Origin of the sequence: Mariniflexile gromovii, from assembly GCF_017814435.1 — a bacterium.
GTDB classification, from domain to species: domain Bacteria; phylum Bacteroidota; class Bacteroidia; order Flavobacteriales; family Flavobacteriaceae; genus Mariniflexile; species Mariniflexile gromovii.
Genome location: NZ_JAGJCB010000002.1, coordinates 261,202 through 286,978 on the forward strand (window position 1 = coordinate 261,202; position 25,777 = coordinate 286,978).

Genomic DNA, 25,777 nt, shown 5'->3' on the forward strand with positions numbered 1-25,777 from the left:
GATGATAAAAAACGATTTATTTTTAAGAGCATTAAAAGGAGAAACTGTTGAACGTCCACCAGTTTGGATGATGCGTCAAGCAGGTCGCTATTTACCAGAATTTATAGCGCTTCGTGAGAAATACGATTTCTTTACACGTTGCCAAACCCCAGAAATTGCCAGTGAAATTACGGTGCAACCCATTCGTCGTTACGGTATGGATGCCGCTATTTTATTCAGTGATATTTTGGTAATACCACAGGCAATGAATATTGAGGTACAGATGAAACCAAATTTTGGTCCATATTTACCAAACCCAATTCGCACATCTAAAGATGTTGATAATGTGATTGTTCCTGATGTTACCGTTGCTTTAGACTATGTATATCAAGCCATAAAGGCCACTAAAGAATTACTGAATGATGAAATTCCTTTAATTGGTTTTGCAGGTTCACCATGGACCATTTTATGCTACTGTGTACAAGGGCAAGGTAGTAAAACCTTTGATAAAGCCAAAGAGTTTTGTTTTACAAACCCAGTAGCCGCACATTTGCTACTTCAAAAAATAACCGATACCACCATTGCCTATTTAAAAGAAAAAGTAAAAGCAGGATGTAATGCGGTACAAGTATTCGATTCTTGGGGCGGTATGTTGTCGCCAGTAGATTATCAAGAATTTTCATGGCAATACATTCAACAAATTATCGACGCATTAAAAGACGATGCGCCTGTAATTGCTTTTGGTAAAGGTTGTTGGTTTGCGCTAAACGATATGGCTAAATCGGGCGCCTCTGCTTTAGGGGTAGATTGGACCTGTTCTGCAAGAAATGCACGTTATTTAACAGGCGGAAACATCACGCTTCAAGGTAATTTTGACCCTTCGCGTTTATTATCGCCACCATCAGAAATCAAGAAAATGGTGACCCAAATGATTAACGAATTTGGCAAAGACAAATACATTGTAAACCTTGGCCATGGTATTTTACCTAACATTCCGTTAGAAAATGCCCAAGCCTTTATAGATGCAGTAAAAGAGTATAAAGCTTAATTTTTGGGCGTTACCACAAGGGTCGCGCTTTCGCAAGTCGCACTCTGCGAGGTGCTCCAACAATTGCTCAATCGCTAACGCAAACCAACTTTATGGTTAAAAATATTATTTTAGGAATAAAAGCATATTTCGGCGCCTTTAGTTTAATTTCCAAACTAAAACTCTGGAAATTCTTTGCTATCCCTATGCTAATAAGTTTTGTAACGGCAATTCTTATAGGCGTTTCGGCGTATGGCTTGTCCGATAATATTGGTTACTACATCGCCAAACTTTGGGTTTGGGAATGGGGAAAAGATACGTTTACTACTATTGGCAATATTATTGGGGGTTTGTTTATTATACTTATTGGTCTTATCCTGTTTAAGCACATCATCATGGCATTATCGGCACCTTTTATGAGTCCCGTTTCTGAAAAAATTGAAGCACATTTAACAGGCAGTTTAAAACACAACCATAGAAAAACCAATTTTTCCGAGCAACTGTGGCGAGGTATTAGAATAAATATTAGAAATTTAAGTTTAGAATTATTGTTGACCATTCCCATTTTACTCTTAGGTTTTATCCCAATAATAGGCATTATTTCTACAGTTTTATTGTTTTTAGTACAAGCCTATTATGCTGGTTTTGGAAATATGGATTATACCCTAGAGCGCCATTTTAAATACCATGAAAGTATTCAATTTGTTAAACAACATCGTGGGTTGGCTATTGGAAATGGTATCGTTTTTATGATGTTTTTATTAATTCCTGTAATTGGCGTAATTTTAGTGCTGCCACTTTCGGTAACTGCGGCTTCAACAGAAACTATAAAACTATTAAGGAACACTTGAAATAAAACCTGCAAGGTTTCAAAAACCTTGTAGGTCTAAATAAAAAACAGATGTTAGAAAAAATAGAAAAGGGCCATTACTATCATATTTTCAATCGGGGAATAAATAGCTCTGTTATTTTTCCGAATGAGAGTAACATGTCTTATTTCTTAAATTTAATTGAAAAACATTTAACAGATAAGGTTGATATAATTGCCTTTTGCTTGATGAGTAACCATTTTCATCTTATTGTTAAAATAATTGAAGATGAGACTATGGCTATTCAAGCTTTTTCAAATCTTTTCAACGCTTATGCAAAAGCATTTAATAAACAACAAAATAGAACGGGAAGCTTGTTTGAAAAACATTTCAAACGAAAAAAAATAACGGATGAGACTTATTTGAAAAACCTAATACTTTACGTCCATAAAAACCCTCAAAACCACAAAGTAGTTAAACATTTTGAAGCTTATAAATTTACATCTTATAAAGGTTATTTTTTGGGTAATGATGTTAGAACCCTTATTTCTAAAAGCAAATCGTATGTGCTATCCCTTTTTGAAGATTTGGAAAATTTTGAATTAGTGCATCAATCAGACCTACAAGGTTTTGAAAACCTTGCAGGTCTAGAAAACTCAAACACCACCAAGCCCAACCTGCAAGGTCTCAAAGACCTTGCAGGTTTAAAAGAACCACCCACAATGAAAGACAAATTCTTTAAATACATACACGAACTACAAGACACCATCACTTCAAAATTAGAAACTGTTGATGGTAAAGCCCTTTTTAAAGAAGATATTTGGGAACGACCAGAAGGTGGTGGCGGACGCACCCGCGTTATAGAAAACGGCAACGTTTTTGAAAAAGGCGGCGTAAACATATCTGGTGTTCACGGAAAATTACCAGACAGTATGCAAAAATACTTTGGTGTTGAAGATGCCGATTTTTTTGCCTGCGGATTAAGTTTAGTATTGCACCCCAAAAACCCAATGGTTCCTACCGTACATGCCAATTGGCGCTACTTTGAAATGTATGATAAAAACGGCGCTATTGTAGATCAATGGTTTGGTGGCGGACAAGATTTAACCCCTTATTATCTATTTGAAGAGGATGCCATTCATTTTCATACGGTATGTAAAACCGCCTGCGATAAGCACCAACCCGAATTTTACAAAACTTATAAAAAACGTTGCGATGAGTATTTCTACAATGCACATCGTAATGAAGGCAGAGGCATTGGAGGATTATTTTTCGATTACTGCAAAGCCACCGAAACCATGACCATGGAAAACTGGTATGATTTTGTAACCGAAGTTGGCAATAGCTTTCTAGAAAGTTACGTGCCTATTGTTGAAAACCGTAAAGATTTACCATTTTCTAAAACACAAAGAGACTGGCAAGAAATCCGTCGTGGGCGCTATGTAGAATTCAATTTGGTACACGATAAAGGCACCTTATTCGGACTAAAAACAAACGGGCGTATAGAAAGTATTTTAATGAGTTTGCCGCCACACGTACAATGGGTTTACGACCATCAACCCGAACCAGGAAGCGAGGAAGAAAAATTAATAGACGTATTAAAAAAACCTGTGGATTGGGTTTAGAGAATAACGAAGACCATGAACTGCTACTGCGGAAATACAACCCCTTATTCAGAATGTTGCGAAAAAATACACCGCAACATTCAACTAGCGATAACCGCAGAACAATTAATGCGTTCCAGATACAGTGCCTTTGCGAAAGCTGATGGCGATTATTTAATGCAGAGCCATCACAGTTCAACAAGACCAATAAAAGAGAAAAAGTCTATTGTTGCATGGGCAAAATCAGTGCAATGGATAAAACTTGAAGTATTGGAAACTTCAAAAGGAAAACCAATAGATACCGAAGGTACTGTTACATTTAATGCGTATTTTTATGAAAACGGAAACGTTGAAGTTATTCATGAAAAATCAGCTTTTATAAAAGAAAATAATGCTTGGAAATATTTAGGGCTGAGTGAATAAAGCATTTGAATTTTTCTGTATTTAACATGTAATGAATTATAAACTTTTAACTTTACACTTTTAATTTTTCATATGTATCCTTTAAGAAGAAATAGACGATTAAGAACCAACGAAGCCATTAGAAGTTTAGTTCGCGAAACCATCATATCTCCAAACGATTTTTTAGTACCTCTTTTTGTAGTAGAAGGCAAAGGCATTAAAGATGAAATTCCGAGCATGCCCAATTACTTTCGTTACAGTTTGGATTTACTGGAACATGAAGTAAAAGAACTTTGGAAGTTGGGTTTAAAATCGGTGTTGCTATTTGTAAAAGTACCAGACAACTTAAAAGACAATAAAGGAAAAGAAGCCCTAAACCCAAACGGATTGATGCAACGCGCCATCAAAACGGTTAAAAACGCATGCCCCGATATGTTGGTTATGACCGATGTGGCGCTGGACCCCTATTCAGTTTACGGTCATGATGGTATTATTGAAAACGGCATCATAGTAAACGATGCTACTGCTGATTTTCTGGCAGAAATGAGCGTTTCGCACGCTAAAGCAGGTGCCGATTTTGTAGCACCAAGTGATATGATGGACGGTCGTATTTTAACCATTCGTGAAGCTTTGGAAGACGAAGGCTTTATCAATACAGGTATTATGAGTTATTCGGCAAAATATGCCTCGGCTTTTTATGGGCCGTTTCGCGATGCTTTAGATTCTGCGCCGGTGGATATGATTGACATTCCAAAAGACAAAAAAACCTATCAAATGGATTATGCCAACCGATTGGAGGCCATTCGAGAAACCGAAATGGATATTGACGAAGGTGCCGATATTGTGATGGTAAAACCAGGTTTATGTTATTTAGATATTGTTCGCGACATTAAAAACGCCGTTGATGTGCCTGTAGCTGTGTATCAGGTTTCTGGTGAATACGCCATGTTAAAGGCCGCTGCCGAAAAAGGTTGGCTAGACCATGATGCTGTTATGATGGAACAAATTACAGCTATAAAACGTGCTGGAGCCGATGTGATTGCGAGTTATTTTGCCAAAGATGTTGCTAGACTCCTGAATCAATAATTGGCTATTTGGTTATTAATCGAAAATATTTTATTATATTTAGTTTTGATTAGTTCCAATAAATACAATTATACTTTCGATTCAAAATGGACGACATTGATATTAAAATCATCAACATGCTTCAAAAAAACGCTCGTGAATCATTCGCTACAATAGGCAAACGGGTTCAATTAACAGCTCCTGCGGTTGGTAAACGCGTCAAACAATTGGAAGAAAAGGGCATTATTCAAGGGTATTCTTTACAACTAAATCATAAAAAACTCGGCATTACAACCAAAGCATATATCGTTCTAAAAATTCATCAGTCAAGCACCTTAAAAACCGCCTACAACCAAATTTTAAACTTGGAAGAAGTACAACGATGCGACAGAATTACGGGTGAAGACCGCTTACAAATCTTGGCTTTTTTTAAAGGACATAAAGATTTAGTTATATTCATTGAACGAATTTCTCAATATGGTATTCCCAATACAAGCATTATTTTGGAGAGCTAATAAGCATAATAATTACATGCACAATTTGAAGGAACGAAAGCAGAATATTCTTAAATTAGCAAAAACCTTGTACCTATGACGCTCCTAATTATATATGCCATTATATCCATCTTTTTTTCGTTTTTATGCTCCATTTTGGAAGCTGTACTTTTAAGCGTCACACCAACGTTCATTAATATAAAAAAGAAAGAAGGTAGAAGCTATGCAACAACTTTAGATGCACTAAAAAAGGATGTTGACAAGCCACTAATTGCCATTCTTACGCTAAATACCATTGCACACACTGTTGGTGCTATTTTGGTTGGTGTACAGGCAGAAATAGTTTTTGGAAATGGAGACAATGCCATTATGATTGTATCGGCTGTTATGACGTTTCTAATTTTGGTGCTTTCGGAAATCATCCCTAAAACCATTGGAGCTACCTATTGGAAAGGTTTGGCAAACTTTACGGCAACAGGACTTAACATTCTTATTTTTCCTTTAAAATATACAGGCATTCTTTGGTTGTTACAACTAACAACGAAATTAATTGGCGGAAAAAACGCCCATGTTAGTACCGTAAGTCGTGATAGTTTTTTAGCCATGGCCGACATTGCACATGAAGAAGGCGTTTTTCAAGAATCGGAAAGTAAGGTGATTAAAAACCTCATCAATTTCAAGAAGATTTTTGCCAAAGATATTATGACGCCAAGACCCATTATGGTATCGGAAGATGAAAATACTTCGGTAAAAACCTTCTTCGAAAAAAATCAAAACCTACGTGTTTCACGAATACCCATTTATTCAGAGAACCCTGATAATATTACCGGATTGGTATTAAAAGATGATGTTTACAAAGAAATGGCGCTAGATCATGATGAAAGAACCTTAGCCGATATTAGAAGAGACATCATTATTGTAGAAAGAAAACTTCCCATCCCTACGTTATTTGAAAAGTTGGTAGCAAGTAAAAACCACATGGCATTGGTGGTTGATGAATATGGTACCGTTTCGGGGTTGGTAACCATGGAAGATGTTATTGAAACACTTCTTGGATTGGAAATTATGGATGAAAGCGATAATGTAGAAGACTTACAACTACAAGCCCGAAAAAGTTGGGAACAACGTGCCAAACGCCTTGGGATGATTAATGGTGAAGATGAAGACAAAACGAAATAAAGCAAAAGCTTAATAATGTCGTCATTGATTAAACCAACTGCTTCGTTATCCGATAATTATTGAAGCTACTAACAGCATTATTTTACAACTTTTTATCAACGCTATAGGTAGTTTCAAAATACCCAATGTTGCCTTGATTGGTAATGCCTTCTATTATAACAAGCATGTCACCTATATTGTCTGCATTATAAAACTCAACTTTTGCATGGCCTTCTTCATCTGTATCAACGTTTGGTGACCAATGTACTACCGAACGTAAATCGGGTATCTTCCAATCATTAATGTCATCTGTTTCATATTTTGGGGCGTAAAATTCACGCTTAGGGGTAAAGCCTTGAACCGAGAATCTATCAATTCCTTTATTATTGCTAACATAATTAAATCCTTTGCCTGCATAAGTATATATGCTTATAATGGATGTTTTTGGATCTCTTATTAGCCTATCTTCAAACAACCCTATACCATCAAGTCCTCCCTTAAGATTGTACGAAAGATTGGGTATAGGTCCTATAAGTCTAATTTCTTCTTCACCAAAAGGTTCTCGGAAAACTTCATTAATATAATAATTGGCGTTTTTAGGATGCTTTATCAATTCAAAACTTTTAATTTCTTCAATGGGCAAGCTTTGGATATAGGGATAGTCCAACAATGTTACGGGAACACCATCTATTACAATGAAAGTAAAGTTACTACCATATAATTTAGCTTGTAAAAACCCTCCAGCATCACTTACATCTACATCATCAGGAAAACTAGCTTGTAAAGCACTGAACAATCCTGAATTCCATTTTGGAGCTTCGCTTATTAATTCTTTATTTTCTATCACCAAATCTGGTGGTCCATGCAAATCCATCATTTTTTGTCTTTGCGGCGTTAGGTTATAGCCATCCAGTTTCACTTCATCTAGTGCGATGGTACCATCTGCCACCTTTAAATCTTCCTCGGCCTGTTTTCGGGCTATGCTCTGTTCCACATAAACATTGACACTATCTGCCGAATAAACCCTTTCTTCTTCATGGTAGTTTATAATCGGGCTTTCATGTTCATCCAATTCGATGGTAAACTCTTGTTTCTTCCCTTTTTCGTTTTTAGTCTGAAGCACCACATCAAATTCATCTTTATAGTAATCGTTTAAATACATATTAAAATATCCTGTGCTATCTACCTGTTGGGTTGCTACGTTTAATGGACCGTAAACAGCTGTAAGCTCTACGGGCTTTTTCAATTCTCTTTTGGAAAACCATATATCCTTAACCTTTCCAGAAATACTCAATCCTATTTCCGGCAGAAACTCAAAATCTGTGCTAAACTCCGTATTTTCATATTTATAATTGCTCCATCCTTGGGTCAATAACAGGGCATCCATATCGTGTTTTCTGCTCTGGTTGTTTGGGTTGAAATAATAGGAAGGTGTTTCTATGTTGCCTTTTAATTCCGAGTCCAACAGAAAATAGGATAGAATGTTGCTCCGCGCATCGTTCACGCTTCCCAATTGTTCTTTGTTGACCACCAATACCGAAAGATTGGTTTTAATGGCATTACTTTCCTTATCCTTTGTGGTCAAGTTCAAAACGGTTTTATCTCGCTGTCTGTAATGCTTTAAATGTGGGGTGGCGTTTATGTTGATGCGCTCCTCTTCCTTAAAATTAAAAAACAAACGTTCGGCAACAATTTGGTTTTGTTTGTTGGTGATGGTGAATTTTATGATGCCCTCGGGAAACATACTTTTTTCAATACCCGTATTGGCAACTCCTTTTTTGAATGGTAGATAGAAACTATCATATTCCACACCCCGTGCCTGTGCCTTTACGTGCAGCTCCTCTTGGTTCGGGTCTTTGGAGTTTAAGGTGATGATGATATACTCCTGTAGCTCCTTTACTTTTATCACTACGCCCGTTGGGTTTGCTTTGGGCAGTTCGTATTTGTATTCTATACCGTCCTTACCTTTTACACTGGCGTAGTAGGTTTTTTGGATGTCGGGTGTTAAATAGGTAGTCCCCATGCCCAAAGTGTTGCTTTGGAAGGGCATGATGATGTTGCTGTCCTGGTCCACAATGTATCCGTTGACTTCTTTTCCATTGTTGTTATAATCGAGCGCCTTAAACCCGATGGTGCTTGTGAGTCCATCTACCAACTTGCCGCCTTCGGGGAAAAACTGTAAATCCAAAAAATTTTTGTTTACCGCTACGGTTTTGCTGTACGAGCTTACATGTCCCAAATTGTTATTCCTTAGTTTTACGGAATCCAGTTTTAGTTCCATACGGGCTTTTATAACATCTTTTGGTAGGACGTATTGAAATGTATAGCCTTCATCTGCACCTTTTTTTATTTCTACCGAATCTGTTCTTTTATCGGTATGGATGTACATTTTTAACTTGCCCTTGTATTTTGGGTTCAGTAAGTTTGGGTAGGCCTTTGCCGAAAGTTCAAATTGGTTGGGTGCGGTTTCCGTAAGGGTAATGTTCCTGATGGCCTCTTCATTTTCCGAAACTTTTTTGGCTGCGTAGATATCGATATAGGTCTGTGATATGAATGCGCTATCAAAGTTTTTGTTCCATTGGGTATAGGCACGTACCATGTAGCGTCCCGGGGGCAACTCTTCATTTAGATCGAAAAAACTATCGGCCTTTCCATAGTCCAGTTTCAACAGTTTTTTGTCTATGATGCGCTTGTCGAAATCAATAAGTTCTACATGCAGGACACTGCTTATTTTGGTGGGTAAGTGTGCAAAATCAGTCACTATGGCCTTGAACCAAATGGTATTATCGGTGGTAAAAACGGTGCTGCTCAGTTGCAGATAGATTTTTTCGGCGTAGGCGGATTTTGAACCTATTTTGCCTAAGGAATTTTCTTGGGAATGGACCTGAGGGTTTGTTACTAAAACAAAAAAACTGAACAGGGCGATGTGAAAATGTGCTTTCAAATGGAGTATGTTTTTTGATGATGGTTCCATAAATTAACCTATTGTTACAACTTTTTATCAACGTTATAAGTAGTTTCAAAATAGCCAATGTTGCCTTGGTTGGTAATGCCTTCAATTATAACAAGCATGTCACCTATATTGTCTGCATTATAAAATTCAACTTTTGCCTCTCCATTTTCACCTGTATTGAAATTTGGTGACCAATGGACTACTGAACGTAAATCGGGTAAGCTCCAGTCTTTTTCAGTGTTATCATCATATTTTGGCGCATAAAATTCACGCTTAGCTGTAAAACCAGAAACTGTTCCTTTATAAATGCCTTTTGTCCTTTGTACACCATAATATCCTTTTCCAGCATAGGTATAGATGTTTATAATAGATACCCTTCCTGCAATATTAATTTCAGGAAGGGTATCTTCTTCAAATTCCAAATCAGAAAATTCTGAAAACACGCCTTCGGAGTAACCTGATCGTTTTGGATGCTTTATTATTTCAAAACTTTTAATTTCTTCTGTAGGCAAATTTTGCAAATATGGATACTCAAAACGTTTTACTGGGATGCCATCAATAAGGATAATTGTGCGGTCTGTACCATAAACTTTAGCTCTCAAGTAATCTGTACCCGTAATTTCAATGTCCCTGGGGTAATTGAATAATAATAAACTATATAGTCCATAATGCCATTTTTTTACCTTAGTTAAAAGTTCTTTACCTTCAATAACCAGATCTGGTGGCCCATATAATTCCATCATCTTTTCCCTAGCTGGTGTCATGTTATACCCATCTAATTTCACTTCATCTAAAGCAATGGTGCCATTGGCTGTTTTAAAGTCTTCCAATGCTTGCTTTCGGGCAATGCTCTCTTCCACAAAAACATTGACACTATCTGCCAATTGTACCTGCTCTTCCGTTAAAAATTCCACTTTCGGCCCAATAGGCGTATCCAAATCTATAGTATAATCCTTTTTATTTCCCTTTTCGGTTTTGGTCTGAATCGTAACTTTAAAATCATCTTTATAATAATCCTCCAATTGAAAATGGAAAACCCCTGTACTGTCCACTTGTTGGGTGGCTACGTTTAAAGGTCCGTAAACCATAGTGAGGTCTACGGGGTCTCTTAACGGTTTGTTGACACCGAAAAGATTCCTTACGCTTCCTTTAACAGATAAACTTGTTTCTGGCAGAAACTCAAAATCGGTGCTAAACTCCGTGTTTTCATATTTATAATTGCTCCAACCTTGGGTCAATAACAGGGCATCCATATCGTGCTTTCTGCTCTGGTTGTTTGGGTTGAAATAATAGGAAGGTGTTTCTATGTTGCCTTTTAATTCCGAGTTCAACAGAAAATAGGATAGAATGTTGCTACGCGCATCGTTCACGCTTCCCAATTGTTCCTTGTTGACCACCAATACCGAAAGGTTGGTTTTAATGACGCTATTGTCTTTATCCTTCGTGGTCAAGTTCAAAACGGTTTTATCCCGTTGTCTGTAATGCTTTAAATGTGGGGTGGCTGTTATGCTGATGCGTTCGTCTTCTTTATAATTAAAAAACAAACGTTCGGCAACAATTTGGTGTTGTTTGTTGGTGATGGTGAATTTTATGATGCCCTCGGGAAACATACTTTTTTCAATACCCGTATTGGCAACTCCTTTTTTGAATGGTAGATAGAAACTATCATATTCCACACCCCGTGCCTGTGCCTTTACGTGCAGTTCCTCTTGGTTCGGGTCTTTGGAGTTTAAGGTGATGATGATATATTCCTGTAGTTCCTTAACCTTTATCACTACGCCCGTTGGGTTTGCTTTGGGCAGTTCGTATTTGTATTCAACATCGTCCATACCTTTTACGCTAGCGTAGTAGGTTTTTTGGTTGTCGGGGGTTAAATAGGTCGTGCCCATGCCCAAAGTGTTGCTTTGGAAGGGCATGATGATGTTGCTGTCTTGGTCTACAATATAGCCATTGACTTCCTTCCCCTTGTTGTTATAGTCGAGTGCCTTAAACCCGATGGTACTTGTGAGTCCATCTACCAACTTGCCGCCTTCGGGGAAAAACTGTAAATCCAGGTACTCCTTGTTTACCGCTACGGTTTTGCTGTACGAGCTTACATGTCCCAAATTGTTGTTCCTTAGTTTAACCGAGTCCAGTTTTAGTTCCATGCGGGCTTTTATCACATCTTTTGGTAGGACGTATTGAAATGTATAGCCTTCATCTGCACCTTTTTTTATTTCTACCGAATCTGTTCTTTTATCGGTATGGATGTACATTTTTAACTTGCCCTTGTATTTTGGGTTCAGTAAGTTTGGGTAGGCCTTTGCCGAAAGTTCAAATTGGTTGGGTGCGGTTTCCGTAAGGGTGATGTTCCTGATGGCCTCTTCGCTTTCCGAAACTTTTTTGGCTGCGTAGATATCGATATAGGTCTGTGATACGAATGCACTATCAAAGTTTTTGTTCCATTGGGTATAGGCACGCACCATGTAGCGCCCCGGTGGCAACTCTTCATTTAGATCGAAAAAACTATCGGCCCTTCCATAGTCCAGTTTCAACAGTTTTTTGTCTATGATGCGCTTATCAAAATCAATAAGTTCCACATGTAGGACACTGCTTATTTTGGTGGGTAAGTGTGCAAAATCCGTCACGATGGCCTTGAACCAAATGGTGTTATCGGTGGTAAAAACGGTGCTGCTCAGTTGCAGATAGATTTTTTCGGCATATGCGGATTTTGAACCTATTTTACCTAAGGAATTTTCTTGGGAATGAATCTGAGGGTTTGTTACTAAAACAAAAAAACTGAACAGGGCGATGTGAAAATGTGCTTTCAAATGGAGTATGTTTTTTGATGATGGTTTCATAAATTAACCTATTGTTACAACTTTTTATCAACGCTATAGGTAGTTTCAAAATACCCAATGTTGCCTTGGTTGGTAATGCCTTCAATTATAACAAGCATATCGCCTATATTGTCTGCATTATAAAACTCAACTTTTGCCTCTCCATTTTCATCTGTATTGAAATTTGGTGACCAATGGACTACTGAACGTAAATCGGGCAAGTTCCAATCATTTTCAGTGTTATCATCATATTTTGGCGCATAAAATTCACGTTTAGGTGAAAAACCAGAAACATTGCCTTTAAATATGCCTTTTGCCCTTTGTATACCATAATATCCTTTTCCTGCATAGGTATAAATGCTTATAATTGATACCCTTCCTGCAATATTAATTTCAGGAAGCATATCTTCTTCTAATTCCAAATCAGAAAATTCCGAAAGCGCATCTTCGGAGTATCCTGATCGTTTAGGATGCTTTATTATCTCAAAACTTTTAATTTCTTCGGTAGGTAAACTTTGTAAATATGGATAATCAAAACGTTTTACTGGAATGCCATCAATAAGGATAATTGTACGGTCTGTACCATATACTTTAGCTTTTAAATATTGAAAAGGAGGTGACGGTGAATCGATTTCTATTATATCAATATCATTAGGATAACTGAATAGCAATAAACTATACAATCCATAATGCCATTTTTTTGTTTTAGTCATCAACTCTTCATTTTCTATAACTAAATCCGGTGGGCCATATAACTCCATCATCTTTTCCCTAGCTGGTGTCATGTTATACCCATCTAATTTCACTTCATCTAAAGCAATGGTGCCATTGGCTGTTTTAAAGTCTTCCAATGCTTGCTTTCGGGCAATGCTCTCTTCCACAAAAACATTGACACTATCTGCCAATTGTACCTGTTCTTCTCTTAAAAATTCCACTTTTGGACCTATAGGCGTATCCAAATTTATAGTATAATCCTTTTTATTTCCTTTTTCGTTTTTGGTCTGGATCGTAACTTTAAAATCATCTTTATAATAATCCTCCAATAGAAAATGGAAAACCCCCGTACTGTCCACCTGTTGGGTTGCTACGTTTAAAGGGCCGTAAACCATAGTGAGGTCTACGGGGTCTCTTAACGGTTTGTTGACACCGAACAAGTTCCTTACCCTTCCTGTAACGGATAAACTTGTTTCTGGCAGAAACTCAAAGTCGGTACTAAACTCCGTGTTTTCATATTTATAATTGCTCCAACCTTGGGTCAATAACAGGGCATCCATATCGTGTTTTCTGCTCTGGTTGTTCGGGTTGAAATAATGGGAAGGGGTTTCTATGGTACCTTTTAATTCCGAGTTCAACAGAAAATAGGATAGAATGTTGCTTCGTGCATCGTTCATGCTTCCCAATTGTTCCTTGTTGACCACCAATACCGAAAGATTGGTTTTAATGGCATTACTGTCTTTATCTTTAGTTCTCAGGTTCAAAACGGTCTTATCCCGTTGTCTGTAATGTTTTAAATGTGGGGTGGCGTTTATGTTGATGCGCTCCTCTTCTTTATAGTTGAAAAACAAGCGTTCGGCAACAATTTGGTTTTGTTTGTTGGTGATGGTGAATTTTATGATGCCTTCGGGAAACATGCTTTTTTCTATACCCGTATTGGCAACTCCTTTTTTGAATGGCAGATAGAAACTATCGTACTCCACGCCCCGTGCCTGTGCATTTACGTGCAGTTCCTCTTGGTTCGGGTCTTTGGAGTTTAAGGTGATGATGATATACTCCTGTAGCTCCTTTACCTTTATAACCACGCCCGTTGGGTTGGGTTTGGGCAGTTCGTATTTGTATTCTATATCGTCCTTACCTTTTACGCTGGCGTAGTAGGTTTTTTGGATGTCGGGTGTTAAATAGGTCGTACCCATGCCCAAAGTGTTGCTTTGGAAGGGCATGATGATGTTGCTATCCTGGTCTACAATATAACCGTTGACTTCCTTTCCTTTATTGTTATAATCGAGTGCCTTAAAACCGATGGTACTTGTGAGTCCATCTACCAACTTGCCGCCTTCGGGGAAAAACTGTAAATCCAGGTACTCCTTGTTTACCGCCACCGTTTTACTGTATGAACTTACATGTCCCAAATTGTTGTTCCTTAGTTTTACAGAGTCCAGTTTTAGTTCCATACGGGCTTTTATCACATCTTTTGGCAGTACATATTGAAATGTATAGCCTTCATCGGCACCTTTTTTTATTTCTACCGAATCTGTTTTTTTATCGGTATGGATGTACATTTTTAACTTGCCCTTGTATTTTGGGTTCAGTAAGTTTGGGTAGGCCTTTGCCGAAAGTTCAAATTGGTTGGGTGCGGTTTCCGTAAGGGTGATGTTCCTGATGGCCTCTTCGCTTTCCGTAACTTTTTTGGCTGTGTAGATATCGATATAGGTCTGGGATATGAATTGGTTGTCGAAATTTTTGTTCCATTGGGTATAGGCTCGTACCATATAGCGTCCCGGGGGCAACTCTTCATTCAAATCGAAAAAACTATCGGCCTTTCCATACTCCAGTTTCAACAGTTTTTTGTCTATGATGCGCTTGTCGAAATCAATGAGTTCCACATGTAGGACACTGCTTATTTTGGTCGGTAAGTGTGCAAAATCAGTCACTATGGCCTTGAACCAAATGGTGTTGTCGGTGGTAAAAACGGTGCTGCTCAGTTGCAGATAGATTTTTTCGGCATATGCGTTTTTGGAATCTATAACCAATGTCTTTTCTTGAGATTGAACTTGATAATTTAAAAAAAGAAGGGAGAAACTGAAAAGGAGGACACGGTAATGGTTTTTCATAAAAAATTTAGTTTGGTTTAAAACCCTTCACAATTATCATACCAATATAAAACAAATTCTTACAAATTTTTATTTTGATTGGTTTTTGTACATTAGCGTTAAAATTTAATCTTATGGAAACCTGCATCATCAAATCGCCTTTAGGTTTTACCAAAATTGTTGGTGATGAAGATGGCATTGCTTCGGTGATTGTGCTTAATTCCGAAGAAAAAATAACTGATATCATTCCTGTTGAATTGGAAGATTGCGTATTTCAACTTAACGAATATTTTGAAGGATCTCGCACACCATTCAGCCTTAAATTAAATCCACAAGGCACCGATTTTCAAAAGCAAGTGTGGAAGCAGCTGGAGCAAATTCCTTATGGAAAAACCATTTCCTATTTAGAACTTTCTAAACAATTGGGCGATGTAAAAGCCATTCGAGCCGTTGCTAGTGCCAATGGTAAAAATCCGTTGTGGATTATTGTTCCGTGCCATCGTGTTATTGGTACCGATGGCAGTTTAACAGGTTACGCCGGGGGCTTACACCGCAAGCAATGGTTATTGGAACATGAAAGCCCTTTTAAACAGCAATCTTTATTTTAGGAGCTTTTTAGAAATACATAAAATATTTCCTATATTTAATTCAACGAAACCCAATCAAATAAAACATATGAAATTCTTAAAAAAACTCCTTAAATGGATTCTTATTACAGTAGGAGTCATTATAATTCTGCTTTATGTTTTCGATTATAGTTATATTTTAAAAGGTGTTAGGGTAGTTTATTTTACGGGGCACGATACGGCTTTTATAGATGATTACCCCTATTTTGAAAATGATACCATAAAAAAAGGAACCAATACCAACCCTTGGCCCCACCACAAAGCATATAACAGCGTTAAGGAGACCAAAAAACTTGCTGAAGTGCATAAAGATTGGGGTACCATTGCTTACCTTATTATAAAAAACGATAGTATTTGGTTTGAAAATTATTATAACGGATTTAGCGATGAATCTAAAACCAACTCGTTTTCCATGGCAAAAAGCATCACAACATCCTTACTAGGTAAAGCCATTATGGAAGGCTATATTAAAAGCTTAGACCAGCCTTTAAGCGATTTTTACCCAGAATATAAAGATGCCAAAACAACGGTGGGTGATTTAGCATCCATGGCTTCTGGTTTAGATTGGGTTGAAGATTATACAGGACCGTTTTCCATTACTGCTCGAGCTAACTACGACGATGATTTGGCCGAAACCATGTTAAACCAAAAAATAGTGGAAACACCCGGTAAAAAATTCAAATATTTAAGTGGCGACACCCAACTATTGGGAATGGTTATTCAAAAAGCGACAGGGAAATCATTAGCCAGTTACCTTTCTGAAAGTTTTTGGGAACCTATGGGCGCTACCGAGGATGCACTTTGGCAATTGGATGATGGTGAACACCGTTTAGCAAAAGCATTTTGCTGTATTTCCAGTAACGCTAGGGATTTTGCACGCTTTGGAAAACTCTATAAAGACCACGGCAAATGGAACGGTAAACAGCTATTGGATTCGGCGTTTGTTGCAAAATCCATCACACCACGTTTTAAGGAAAGTCCGCAATACGGCTACGGTTGGTGGCTAAAAGATATTGGCGATAAACATTTTTTTATGATGCGTGGGCACCTTGGGCAATACGTTATTGTAGAACCTAACGATAATGTGATTATTGTGCGTTTAGGACATAGAAAATCGCCCGATGAGGGTGTGGGACAGTTTACCCAAGACATTTCAGTTTATATTGAAGAAGCTTATAAAATGCTTGAAAAATGATTTCGAAGCTCCATTTAGAAAACATCTTATTTCTAGATATTGAAACCGTACCAGAAGTTCAATATTTTTCTGAATTGGATGAAACCAAACAAGCGTTGTGGGAACACAAATCGAAATACCAAAGAAAAGAAGATGAAACGGCCGAAGATTTTTACGAACGTGCAGGCATTTGGGCTGAATTTGGAAAAATAGTATGTATTTCGGTGGGCTATTTTACCTTCCGTGGCGATATAAGAAACTTTAGAGTGACCTCATTTTACGGCGATGAAATTAAAATTTTAAAGGATTTTAAAAACTTGCTTATTTCGCATTTTAGTGAAACAAAACATTTACTTTGTGCGCACAATGGTAAGGAATTTGATTTTCCGTACATTGCCCGACGCATGATAATCAACAATATAGAATTGCCATATAAACTCAATCTTTTTGGAAAAAAACCTTGGGAAATTCCGCATTTAGACACTTTGGAATTGTGGAAATTTGGCGATTATAAATCTTATACATCCTTAAAATTATTAACCAACGTGTTAGGTATTCCATCGCCAAAGGATGATATTGACGGTAGTGAAGTTTATAGGGTGTACTATGAAGAAAATGAAATTGACCGCATTATTATCTATTGCGAAAAAGACACCATTGCCGTAGCTCAAATATTTTTGCGCTTACGTGGTGATAATCTATTGACCGAAGATGAAATTATACATATATAAATAGACCTCACAGGTTTTCAAAACCTGTGAGGTCTTCAAAATAAAAAAAGCAACCATACTATTTAATTTACAAATGCCTCAAAATACCATTTTATCCATCAACAACCTTTCAATTTCCTTCGGAGAGAACGAAGTAATCCATAACATTTCCTATCATTTAAACCAAAATGAAATATTAGGAATTGTAGGCGAATCGGGCTCTGGGAAATCGGTGTCTTCCTTGGCTATTTTAGGGTTGCTTCCAAAGAAAATTTCAAAAATAAATTCGGGAAGTATTTTATATAAGGATGAAGATTTAACCTCAATTTCATCAAAAGCATTCCAAAATATAAGAGGCAAAAAAATAGCGATGATTTTTCAAGAACCCATGAGTTCTTTGAATCCATCGATGACTTGCGGAAAACAGGTTCGGGAAATTTTATTACAACACACCAAATTATCTAAACAAGAAGCAAAAACAGAAACCCTTTCACTTTTTGAAAAAGTAAAGCTTCCAGATGTTAAGCGTGTTTACGATGCCTACCCACATGAAATTTCGGGCGGACAAAAGCAGCGGGTTATGATTGCCATGGCCATAAGCTGCAAACCCGATATTTTAATTGCCGATGAACCTACAACAGCTTTGGATGTTACCGTTCAAAAAAACATCATTCAATTGCTAAAAGAACTGCAGATTGAAACTCAAATGAGCATTATTTTTATTACGCACGATTTGTCTTTAATATCTGAAATAGCAAACCGCGTATTGGTAATGTATAAAGGCGATATTGTAGAACAAGGCGCTGTTTCAACCATATTTAAAACACCTCAACATAATTACACCAAGGCACTTATTAATTCGCGACCATCATTAAAAACACGTTTAAAAGTATTGCCAAGTATTAAAGATTATCTGGAAAACACTACCAAACATGAGATTATTACGCAAGAAGAACGTCAATTAAATCATGAAAAACTATACAGCAAACCGCCTTTACTAGAAGTTATAAATGTTGAAAAAGAATATATTTCAAAATCGGGTTGGTTTACAAAACCGCAATCGTTTAAAGCCGTAAACGATGTGAGTTTTAAATTGTATGAAGGCGAAACCTTGGGTTTGGTAGGCGAATCGGGTTGCGGTAAATCGACCTTAGGAAATGCCATCCTTCAGTTGGATAAAGCCACCGCAGGACAAATTTTGTACCATGGTGTTGATATCACAAAGCTTTCAAAAGCAGAAATTAAAAAACTTAGGAAAGACATTCAAATAATTTTTCAAGATCCCTATTCTTCATTAAACCCAAGAATTCCTGTGGGTGAAGCTATTATGGAGCCTATGATAGTCCATAAGCTTTATAATAATGATGCGGAACGCAAAGAAAAAACCATTGAAATTTTAAATAGAGTCGGTTTAACTGAAGACTACTTTAATCGCTATCCACATGAGTTTTCGGGCGGACAAAGGCAACGTATTGGTATTGCCAGAACTATTGCCTTGCAACCTAAATTAATAGTGTGTGATGAATCCGTTTCTGCGTTGGATATTTCGGTGCAGGCACAAGTTTTAAACTTGCTAAACGAACTAAAAGAAACGTTTGGGTTTACCTATATTTTTATATCGCACGATTTGGCGGTTGTAAAATATATGAGCGATCAATTATTGGTAATGAATAAAGGTAAAATAGAAGAATTGGACGATGCTGATATTATTTACGCATCGCCCAAAACAGATTATACAAAAAAACTTATCAACGCTATTCCGAAAGGATTATAGCATAAAAATTTTCTTAGTTAAATACAATAAACTTCTTAAAAATTGTAAATTCTCACGAACAGTTTCTTTGAATTTACTTTCACTTAATGTAGGTTGTTCAGGTAGATTTGTTGCAAAATTCATAGGCTTCAAGTTTATGGTAGATTTGGGTACTTTTTTATTTTGCTTGGTTTTTTTGGTTACTGCTAATATCAAATAAATTTTCTATAAATCTGTTTAAAAACATAAAAAATCGATTAAGTGTTTAAACTTTTAACATTTAATCGATTTTAAACGGATTTTCTATCTTATAAGATATTTAAAACGGTCTATCTTTTAACCAAAAAATTAAATAACCATTTCTGGAATATCGCCTTCAATTATTAAGGTACCTTCGGTAGCTTTTTTTATTTCCTCTACCGAAATCCCCGGAGCGCGTTCTAATAGTTTAAAACCTTTATTGGTAACTTCTATAACGGCTAAATTGGTGACAATTTTTTTTACACAACCAACACCCGTTAATGGCAGTGTACATTTTTTAAGCAATTTAGACTCACCTGCTTTGTTGGTGTGCATCATGGCAACAATGATATTTTCGGCACTGGCCACTAAATCCATAGCACCCCCCATGCCTTTAACCATTTTTCCTGGTATTTTCCAATTGGCTATATCGCCGTTTTCAGCTACTTCCATGGCGCCCAAAATAGTTAGGTCTACATGCTTACCACGAATCATTGAAAAGCTTAAAGCGGAGTCGAAAAAGCTCGCTCCGGGCAATGTTGTAATGGTTTGTTTGCCTGCATTGATAACATCGGCATCCTCTTCTCCTTCAAAAGGAAAGGGTCCCATGCCTAAAACACCATTTTCACTTTGAAATTCTACTTCAATATCATTACGAACATAGTTTGCAACCAAGGTTGGAATACCTATACCAAGGTTTACGTAGTAACCATTTTTCACTTCTTTAGCGATTCGTTTTGCTATTCCTGTTTTGTCTAACATGTTCTAATTTTTTTAATGTGATGATTTGAAAATTAGCTAATTATATCTTTTTACTAGATGAGATTATTTTAGAAACTATTAGAATGACAGATTTTAAATCTTTTAATAATTTTTCATCAGGGTTTGGATAATGTTCAGAAGATTGACAAAGTTTCAGCCAATACTCTAATTCATCTGCTTCTTTTGCTGCAATTTTAAATTTATGAATAAAGTCTCTTTTACTTTCAGCATTCTGAGCTTCTCGAATATTAGCTCCAATAGATGTTCCACTTCTAAATATTTGAGAGGCCATTTCAAACCTATTTCCTGCTCTAATTTTTTCGGAAAATGAAACTACATCCAATGCAAGTTCAAATGTTAATCTAACTATTAAATTATCCGAATCATTTCTCATTTTCAAATCGCATGATTATCGAATTGACTAATTTCTAGCTCTAACCGTGCGTTGCTCAATACGTTTTTCATAATTTTTACCTTGAAAAATACGCTGAACAAAAATTCCTGGAATATGAATTTGATTGGGATCTAAAGTTCCTAGAGGGACAAGTTCTTCTACCTCGGCAACTGTTATTTTAGCTGCACCACACATCACTGGATTAAAATTTCTAGCGGTTCCTTTAAAAACTAAATTGCCCACTGCATCACCTTTCCAAGCTTTTACAAATGCAAAATCCGCTTTAAAAGCATGTTCCAAGACATACATTTTCCCGTCAAATTCACGGGTTTCCTTTCCTTCAGCCACTTCCGTTCCATAACCTGCAGGCGTGTAAATAGCTGGAAAACCTGCTTGAGCTGCTCTGCAACGTTCCGCTAAAGTGCCTTGCGGAATTAGCTCAACATCCAATTCGCCAGAAAGCATTTGGCGTTCAAATTCATCATTTTCACCTACATAAGAAGATATCATTTTTTTTATTTGGTGCTTTTGAAGCAGCAAACCCAAACCAAAATCATCTACACCTGCATTATTTGAAATACAGGTTAAACCTTTAACTCCTAATTTAACTAACTGCGCAATGGCATTTTCTGGAATACCACTAAGTCCAAAACCACCTACCATACAGGTTATATTATCGGTAACGCCTTTAAGTGCATCTTCAACGTTGGCTACTTTTTTATTAATCATGCTTATTTCGTTTATTGCTTTTTAAAAATACAAAATAAAAAAGCCATTCTAAAAGGAATGGCTTTTCAATTTTATGTTAAAAATTACAAAACTTATTTTAAAAATTTAAATCATCTGGAGTGTTAGAATCATTACCATCAACATAGTTACCATTACTTTTAGAGCAATCTACATTAATAGAAAGGTTTCTGGGCACTTCAAAATTACTGGTTGATACATCTAGGGTTTTATCTGCATAACAACTTTTCATGAACAATCCCCAAATTGGTAGAGCCATAGAAGCTCCTTGTCCATAAGTTATGGATCTAAAATGTGCAGCCCTATCTTCACCTCCAACCCATACACCTGTTACAAGATTTGGTACCATACCCATAAACCATCCATCACTTTGGTTTTGGGTAGTTCCTGTTTTTCCGGCAACCGGGTTTGTAAATGCATAAGGAAATCCTGTAATAATTTCTTTATAAACACCATAAGGTTCGCCAGTTCTTCTCAATCTAGCACCAGAACCAGATTCTACAACTCCTTGAAGTAATTTTACGGTAACATAGGCTTCTTCTTCACCTAAAACATCGCGTGTTTCTGGTTTAAACTGATATAAAATAGTACCATTTTTATCCTCAATAGTAGTTACCATTACGGGTTTTGTATAAACTCCCTTGTTGGCAAAGGCTGCATAAGCACCTACCATTTCGTAAACGCTTAAATCGGCTGTTCCCAATGCGATGGATGGTACCGCAGGAATATCAGATTCAACACCTAGTTTTTTAACCAAATCTATCACAGGTTTAGGCCCTACTTTATCCATTAAACGTGCTGTAATTGTATTTACAGAATTTGCTAACGCATCTTTTAGCGTTCTAGAACCTCCATAACCACCATCAGAATTCTTAGGGCACCAGTCTTGTAGGTTTCCGTATTTGTTTGCCTCTATACAAAAAGGGGTGTCTGGAAATACATCGCAAGGTGAATAGTGTAATTGATCTATGGCCGTAGCATAAACAAATGGCTTGAAGGTAGAACCAACTTGTCGTTTCCCTTGCTTTACCATGTCGTATTGAAAATGCCTGTAATTAATACCGCCAACCCATGCTTTAACATAACCTGTTTGCGGCTCCATGGCCATCATACCTGTACGTAAAAATGTTTTATAATAACGTATAGAATCAATAGGCTTCATAACCGTATCAAACTCTGTCGCTTTTCCTTTTTCCCATGCAAAAACAGACATTTCGGTTGGTTTGTAAAAAGAGGCTTCAATTTCTTTATCAGACTTTCCTAAATCATATTTCATTTTTCTCCAACGTTCTGATTGCTTCATAGCGCCTTTTAACAATTTGTCGATTTCTTCTTTTGATAAATCTATAAAAGGAGCTGTTTTATTTTTTTCAGGTGTATTCTGTTTGAAGAAAGCCGCTTGCAACCTAGACATATGATCTTGCACAGCGTTTTCAGCATATAACTGCATTCTATAATCGATAGTAGTATGAATTTTTAAACCATCATTATATAAATTCCATTTTGTACCATCTGGTTTCGGATTGTTTTTTATCCAATCCTTCATAAACCCATCTAAATAGGTTCTAAAATAGGTAGCAAGACCATCACGATGTGATTCTGGATTGTAGTTTAAATCCAGTGGTGTTTTTTGAAGAGAGTCTTTAACTTTCTCATCAATATAATTGTACTTATACATTTGCGCCAATACCACATTTCTTCGTTGAAGTGTAAGTTCAGGACGCTTTCTAGGATTGAATAAAGATGAGTTTTTAAACATCCCAACAAGCATTGCCGATTCTTTTAAATCCAAATCTTGGGGTTCTTTCCCAAAATAGATTTTAGCGGCACTTCTAATACCATCGGCATTGTTTAAAAAGTCGTATATATTAAAATACTGGGCAATAATTTCTTCTTTGGTATATTGGCGCTCTAAACGGGTAGCTATAATCCACTCTTTAATTTTTTGGGTCATCCTCCCCAATTTGTTTTTAGAACCTTCCCCATGAAACAACTGTTTTGCTAATTGTTGAGAAATGGTACTGGCGCCACCGCCTCTGCCCAATTTAACAATAGCTCTTAATGTACCAACGGCATCGATACCAGAATGGTCGTGAAAACGTGCATCTTCAGTTGCCAGTAAAGCTTCTACTAAATGCTTTGGTAATCCATCATATTCAACTGGCGTTCTATTATCATTTAAATAAAACTTACCTATTGTTTTTCCATCAGAAGAAATAATTTCAGCGGCTAAATTTGTTTCGGGGTTTTCTAAAACCGTGTGGTCTGGCATCTCACCAAAAAGCCCCCAAGAGGCAAATAAAAATATAAGTATTGCAAACAGAATACCTCCTAAAAACAGCATCCAAAACCAACGAATGTATTTTGAAAAGTCTTGAGTTTCTGGTGTTTGATTTTTTGCTGCCATAGTTTAAGTGGCTTAAGATTTTTAATTTATAAAATTATTTTTTGCTAGGTCTTTCAATTCTAAAACCAACATCGGTAATACCTTCAAGCTCAACAACGCCATTAACTTTGCCATTTTCGCGCATAGCATGTTGAATTTTAACCACATAGTTTCCTTTTTCTTTAAAAACAACCTGTTCTTTATACCAAAGTTTGTTTTCTTTTATACCAGTTAAACCTGTGCCTAAAAGTTTGCCTGTTGGATCTGCCATTTTGTATTCTAAAGTATCTTTTAGAGTTTTCCCATGTGGAAAAGTCATTTCAACAATTAGGAAGATGTTATTGTATTTATAGGCATTGGTGTTTCTTAAATTAACAAACAAATTGTAGGCGTTTGTTGAATCTGGAGCTTTGATATTGAAGGTTGCCACAGAATCTTTATGCCATTTGTTTGGTACCGTTTCATACACATCGAAAACACGATTTGGGTCACAAGATGTAAACACAAAAGAAACTAATAAAAAAAATAAAGGTGCACTATTTCTCAACATTTTTAGTGTTTTGAGGTTTATTTCTATTCTTTTTGTTTCTGTTATTATTTTTTTTAGCACCTTGACTTTGGTTCGTTTTGTTTTCAGGAGCAGTATTTTTATTACCTTGATTTTGTTTTCGTCTATTGTTTTTACGTTTTTTACTCGGTTTTGGACTATCAAATCGTGTTAAACTATCTTGACCTACAACGTTCCCAAAATCGGTTTTAGTATCTTCCGAAACTTCTGAAGCGTATTCTTCTAAACTGGCAACCTTTTGGTTTTTCTTGTTTAAGCTAATAATTTCATTAGCTTGATCGGTGGTTATTCTATGCCAATTTGCCCACTCCCCTTCGTAAGCATACCACATATGTCCTTTAAAAATATCGGTTTTTTGGCATACGGCTGTTCCTTTTTCGGTTTGAAGTTTTATTTCTGTTTTTGGAAAACTTTTTAAAGCATCTAGGTAACTATCCAATTCGTAGTTCAAACAACATTTTAGTTTACCACATTGCCCTGCAAGTTTTAATGGGTTTAGCGATAATTGCTGGTAACGTGCTGCCGATGTGCTTACCGAACGAAAATCGGTTAACCAGGTAGAACAACATAATTCGCGACCACAAGAACCAATACCGCCAAGTCTTGAAGCTTCTTGACGAAAACCAACTTGTTTCATCTCAATTCGGGTTCTAAACTCGCGTGCAAATACTTTGATAAGCTCTCTAAAATCTACGCGTTCTTCAGCGGTGTAATAAAAAGTGGCTTTACTGGCATCGCCTTGAAATTCGATATCGGAAATTTTCATTTGCAACTTTAAATCAATCGCAAATTGACGTGCACGCACCTTCATAGGTTCTTCTTTTTCACGTGCATCTTTCCAAATATCAATGTCTTTTTGACTTGCTTTTCGGTAAATTTTTAGAATTTCTTCAGGGGTTTCTGAAATATTTTTGCGCTTCATTTGAACACGCACCAATTCCCCCGTAAGGGTAACCATACCAATATCATGACCAGACTGGGCTTGTGTAGCTACCACATCACCAATACTTAATGTTAAATTTTCGGTATTGTGATAGTATTCTTTTCTACCATTTTTAAAACGGACTTCAACCCAATTAAACGGTTTTTCTCCGTTAGGAAGCGACATGTTGGCAAGCCAATCGAACACGGTTAGTTTGTTACAACTGTCCGTTCCACATGTGCCATTATTTTTACATCCTTTTGGTTGACCGTCTTTTCCAGTTGAACAACTGTTACAAGCCATAAGTTTTTATATATTGATTCCGACTAAAACCAGAGCTTTACCGGAAGAAGGTTCATAATTCTTTTAAAAACGTAA

Annotated in this window: 20 protein-coding genes; 11 read left to right on the top strand and 9 right to left on the bottom strand. The window is 36.8% G+C overall.

The window, feature by feature from the left end; all coding sequences use genetic code 11:
• Position 1 precedes the first annotated feature (1 nt).
• From hemE to J8H85_RS03055, 7 genes are all read left to right on the top strand, one after another.
• Positions 2-1,027, top strand: coding sequence for a uroporphyrinogen decarboxylase (gene hemE, locus J8H85_RS03025; protein WP_209652555.1), 1,026 nt, complete (start codon positions 2-4; stop codon positions 1,025-1,027).
• 92 nt (positions 1,028-1,119) lie between these two features.
• Positions 1,120-1,857 (top strand): EI24 domain-containing protein, encoded by a 738-nt coding sequence (locus J8H85_RS03030; RefSeq protein ID WP_209652557.1) that lies wholly within the window; start codon positions 1,120-1,122, stop codon positions 1,855-1,857.
• Positions 1,858-2,537: 680 nt separating this feature from the next.
• Positions 2,538-3,440 (top strand): oxygen-dependent coproporphyrinogen oxidase, encoded by a 903-nt coding sequence (hemF, locus tag J8H85_RS18870; protein WP_245243722.1) that lies wholly within the window; start codon positions 2,538-2,540, stop codon positions 3,438-3,440.
• A 15-nt stretch (positions 3,441-3,455) separates the two neighbouring features.
• On the top strand, positions 3,456-3,842 hold the full coding sequence (locus J8H85_RS03040; RefSeq protein WP_209652561.1) for a YchJ family protein: 387 nt from the start codon (positions 3,456-3,458) through the stop codon (positions 3,840-3,842).
• A gap of 72 nt (positions 3,843-3,914) precedes the next feature.
• Positions 3,915-4,907: a porphobilinogen synthase gene (gene hemB, locus J8H85_RS03045; RefSeq protein WP_209652563.1), complete on the top strand. Its 993-nt coding sequence runs from the start codon at positions 3,915-3,917 to the stop codon at positions 4,905-4,907.
• An 86-nt stretch (positions 4,908-4,993) separates the two neighbouring features.
• Positions 4,994-5,401, top strand: coding sequence for an Lrp/AsnC family transcriptional regulator (locus tag J8H85_RS03050; protein ID WP_209652565.1), 408 nt, complete (start codon positions 4,994-4,996; stop codon positions 5,399-5,401).
• Between the two features lie 75 nt (positions 5,402-5,476).
• Positions 5,477-6,559 (top strand): CNNM domain-containing protein, encoded by a 1,083-nt coding sequence (locus J8H85_RS03055; RefSeq protein WP_209652567.1) that lies wholly within the window; start codon positions 5,477-5,479, stop codon positions 6,557-6,559.
• Between the two features lie 82 nt (positions 6,560-6,641).
• Here J8H85_RS03055 and J8H85_RS03060 read toward each other — a convergent pair whose 3' ends face one another.
• From J8H85_RS03060 to J8H85_RS03070, 3 genes are read right to left on the bottom strand one after another with little or no spacing between them, the layout of a single operon-like run.
• Positions 6,642-9,512, bottom strand: a complete 2,871-nt coding sequence (locus J8H85_RS03060) for a hypothetical protein (protein WP_209652569.1) — start codon at positions 9,510-9,512, stop codon at positions 6,642-6,644.
• A gap of 14 nt (positions 9,513-9,526) precedes the next feature.
• On the bottom strand, positions 9,527-12,331 hold the full coding sequence (locus J8H85_RS03065; RefSeq protein WP_209652570.1) for a hypothetical protein: 2,805 nt from the start codon (positions 12,329-12,331) through the stop codon (positions 9,527-9,529).
• 14 nt (positions 12,332-12,345) lie between these two features.
• Entirely contained in the window at positions 12,346-15,138 is a 2,793-nt protein-coding gene (locus J8H85_RS03070) for a hypothetical protein (protein WP_209652572.1), read from the bottom strand.
• Between the two features lie 113 nt (positions 15,139-15,251).
• On the opposite strand from J8H85_RS03070, the gene J8H85_RS03075 reads away from it, so the two are divergent.
• The 4 genes from J8H85_RS03075 to J8H85_RS03090 all read left to right on the top strand — a co-directional run bounded on the left by J8H85_RS03075 (position 15,252) and on the right by J8H85_RS03090 (position 19,401).
• The gene (locus J8H85_RS03075; protein ID WP_209652575.1) at positions 15,252-15,725 is read left to right on the top strand and encodes a methylated-DNA--[protein]-cysteine S-methyltransferase; all 474 of its coding nucleotides are present in this window, start codon (positions 15,252-15,254) and stop codon (positions 15,723-15,725) included.
• A 67-nt stretch (positions 15,726-15,792) separates the two neighbouring features.
• Positions 15,793-16,938 carry a serine hydrolase domain-containing protein gene (locus J8H85_RS03080; protein ID WP_209652577.1) on the top strand — a complete coding sequence of 382 codons (1,146 nt, stop codon included), beginning with the start codon at positions 15,793-15,795 and terminating at the stop codon, positions 16,936-16,938.
• Entirely contained in the window at positions 16,935-17,648 is a 714-nt protein-coding gene (locus J8H85_RS03085) for a 3'-5' exonuclease (protein ID WP_209652579.1), read from the top strand. The genes J8H85_RS03080 and J8H85_RS03085 overlap by 4 nt, the downstream gene beginning before the upstream one ends.
• A gap of 73 nt (positions 17,649-17,721) precedes the next feature.
• The gene (locus J8H85_RS03090; protein WP_209652581.1) at positions 17,722-19,401 is read left to right on the top strand and encodes an ABC transporter ATP-binding protein; all 1,680 of its coding nucleotides are present in this window, start codon (positions 17,722-17,724) and stop codon (positions 19,399-19,401) included.
• A gap of 327 nt (positions 19,402-19,728) precedes the next feature.
• Here the strand turns inward: J8H85_RS03090 and J8H85_RS03095 are convergent, their stop codons facing one another.
• The 6 genes from J8H85_RS03095 to J8H85_RS03120 form a co-directional block, all read right to left on the bottom strand.
• Positions 19,729-20,382: a 3-oxoacid CoA-transferase subunit B gene (locus tag J8H85_RS03095; protein WP_209652583.1), complete on the bottom strand. Its 654-nt coding sequence runs from the start codon at positions 20,380-20,382 to the stop codon at positions 19,729-19,731.
• A 40-nt stretch (positions 20,383-20,422) separates the two neighbouring features.
• Positions 20,423-20,776 carry a four helix bundle protein gene (locus J8H85_RS03100; RefSeq protein ID WP_209652585.1) on the bottom strand — a complete coding sequence of 118 codons (354 nt, stop codon included), beginning with the start codon at positions 20,774-20,776 and terminating at the stop codon, positions 20,423-20,425.
• A gap of 27 nt (positions 20,777-20,803) precedes the next feature.
• The gene (locus J8H85_RS03105; protein ID WP_209652587.1) at positions 20,804-21,505 is read right to left on the bottom strand and encodes a CoA transferase subunit A; all 702 of its coding nucleotides are present in this window, start codon (positions 21,503-21,505) and stop codon (positions 20,804-20,806) included.
• 97 nt (positions 21,506-21,602) lie between these two features.
• Positions 21,603-23,930 carry a penicillin-binding protein 1A gene (locus J8H85_RS03110; protein WP_209652589.1) on the bottom strand — a complete coding sequence of 776 codons (2,328 nt, stop codon included), beginning with the start codon at positions 23,928-23,930 and terminating at the stop codon, positions 21,603-21,605.
• Between the two features lie 34 nt (positions 23,931-23,964).
• Positions 23,965-24,459: a gliding motility lipoprotein GldH gene (locus J8H85_RS03115; RefSeq protein WP_209652591.1), complete on the bottom strand. Its 495-nt coding sequence runs from the start codon at positions 24,457-24,459 to the stop codon at positions 23,965-23,967.
• Positions 24,446-25,702, bottom strand: coding sequence for a PSP1 domain-containing protein (locus J8H85_RS03120; protein ID WP_209652592.1), 1,257 nt, complete (start codon positions 25,700-25,702; stop codon positions 24,446-24,448). Before J8H85_RS03120 ends, J8H85_RS03115 begins: the two co-directional genes overlap by 14 nt.
• Positions 25,703-25,777 lie beyond the last annotated feature (75 nt).

Bases quoted from the DNA above. Each gene is read 5' to 3' on its own strand.
- J8H85_RS03095 (WP_209652583.1), bottom strand. From the start codon at position 20,382: ATGTTAGACAAAACAGGAATAGCAAAACGAATCGCTAAAGAAGTGAAA.
- J8H85_RS03080 (WP_209652577.1), top strand. From the start codon at position 15,793: ATGAAATTCTTAAAAAAACTCCTTAAATGGATTCTTATTACAGTAGGA.
- J8H85_RS03050 (WP_209652565.1), top strand. From the start codon at position 4,994: ATGGACGACATTGATATTAAAATCATCAACATGCTTCAAAAAAACGCT.
- J8H85_RS03110 (WP_209652589.1), bottom strand. From the start codon at position 23,930: ATGGCAGCAAAAAATCAAACACCAGAAACTCAAGACTTTTCAAAATAC.
- J8H85_RS03065 (WP_209652570.1), bottom strand. From the start codon at position 12,331: ATGAAACCATCATCAAAAAACATACTCCATTTGAAAGCACATTTTCAC.
- hemB (WP_209652563.1), top strand. From the start codon at position 3,915: ATGTATCCTTTAAGAAGAAATAGACGATTAAGAACCAACGAAGCCATT.
- J8H85_RS03040 (WP_209652561.1), top strand. From the start codon at position 3,456: ATGAACTGCTACTGCGGAAATACAACCCCTTATTCAGAATGTTGCGAA.
- J8H85_RS03090 (WP_209652581.1), top strand. From the start codon at position 17,722: ATGCCTCAAAATACCATTTTATCCATCAACAACCTTTCAATTTCCTTC.
- J8H85_RS03120 (WP_209652592.1), bottom strand. From the start codon at position 25,702: ATGGCTTGTAACAGTTGTTCAACTGGAAAAGACGGTCAACCAAAAGGA.
- J8H85_RS03070 (WP_209652572.1), bottom strand. From the start codon at position 15,138: ATGAAAAACCATTACCGTGTCCTCCTTTTCAGTTTCTCCCTTCTTTTT.
- J8H85_RS03055 (WP_209652567.1), top strand. From the start codon at position 5,477: ATGACGCTCCTAATTATATATGCCATTATATCCATCTTTTTTTCGTTT.
- J8H85_RS03030 (WP_209652557.1), top strand. From the start codon at position 1,120: ATGGTTAAAAATATTATTTTAGGAATAAAAGCATATTTCGGCGCCTTT.
- J8H85_RS03100 (WP_209652585.1), bottom strand. From the start codon at position 20,776: ATGAGAAATGATTCGGATAATTTAATAGTTAGATTAACATTTGAACTT.
- J8H85_RS03115 (WP_209652591.1), bottom strand. From the start codon at position 24,459: ATGTTGAGAAATAGTGCACCTTTATTTTTTTTATTAGTTTCTTTTGTG.
- J8H85_RS03060 (WP_209652569.1), bottom strand. From the start codon at position 9,512: ATGGAACCATCATCAAAAAACATACTCCATTTGAAAGCACATTTTCAC.
- hemE (WP_209652555.1), top strand. From the start codon at position 2: ATGATAAAAAACGATTTATTTTTAAGAGCATTAAAAGGAGAAACTGTT.
- J8H85_RS03085 (WP_209652579.1), top strand. From the start codon at position 16,935: ATGATTTCGAAGCTCCATTTAGAAAACATCTTATTTCTAGATATTGAA.
- J8H85_RS03105 (WP_209652587.1), bottom strand. From the start codon at position 21,505: ATGATTAATAAAAAAGTAGCCAACGTTGAAGATGCACTTAAAGGCGTT.
- hemF (WP_245243722.1), top strand. From the start codon at position 2,538: ATGAAAGACAAATTCTTTAAATACATACACGAACTACAAGACACCATC.
- J8H85_RS03075 (WP_209652575.1), top strand. From the start codon at position 15,252: ATGGAAACCTGCATCATCAAATCGCCTTTAGGTTTTACCAAAATTGTT.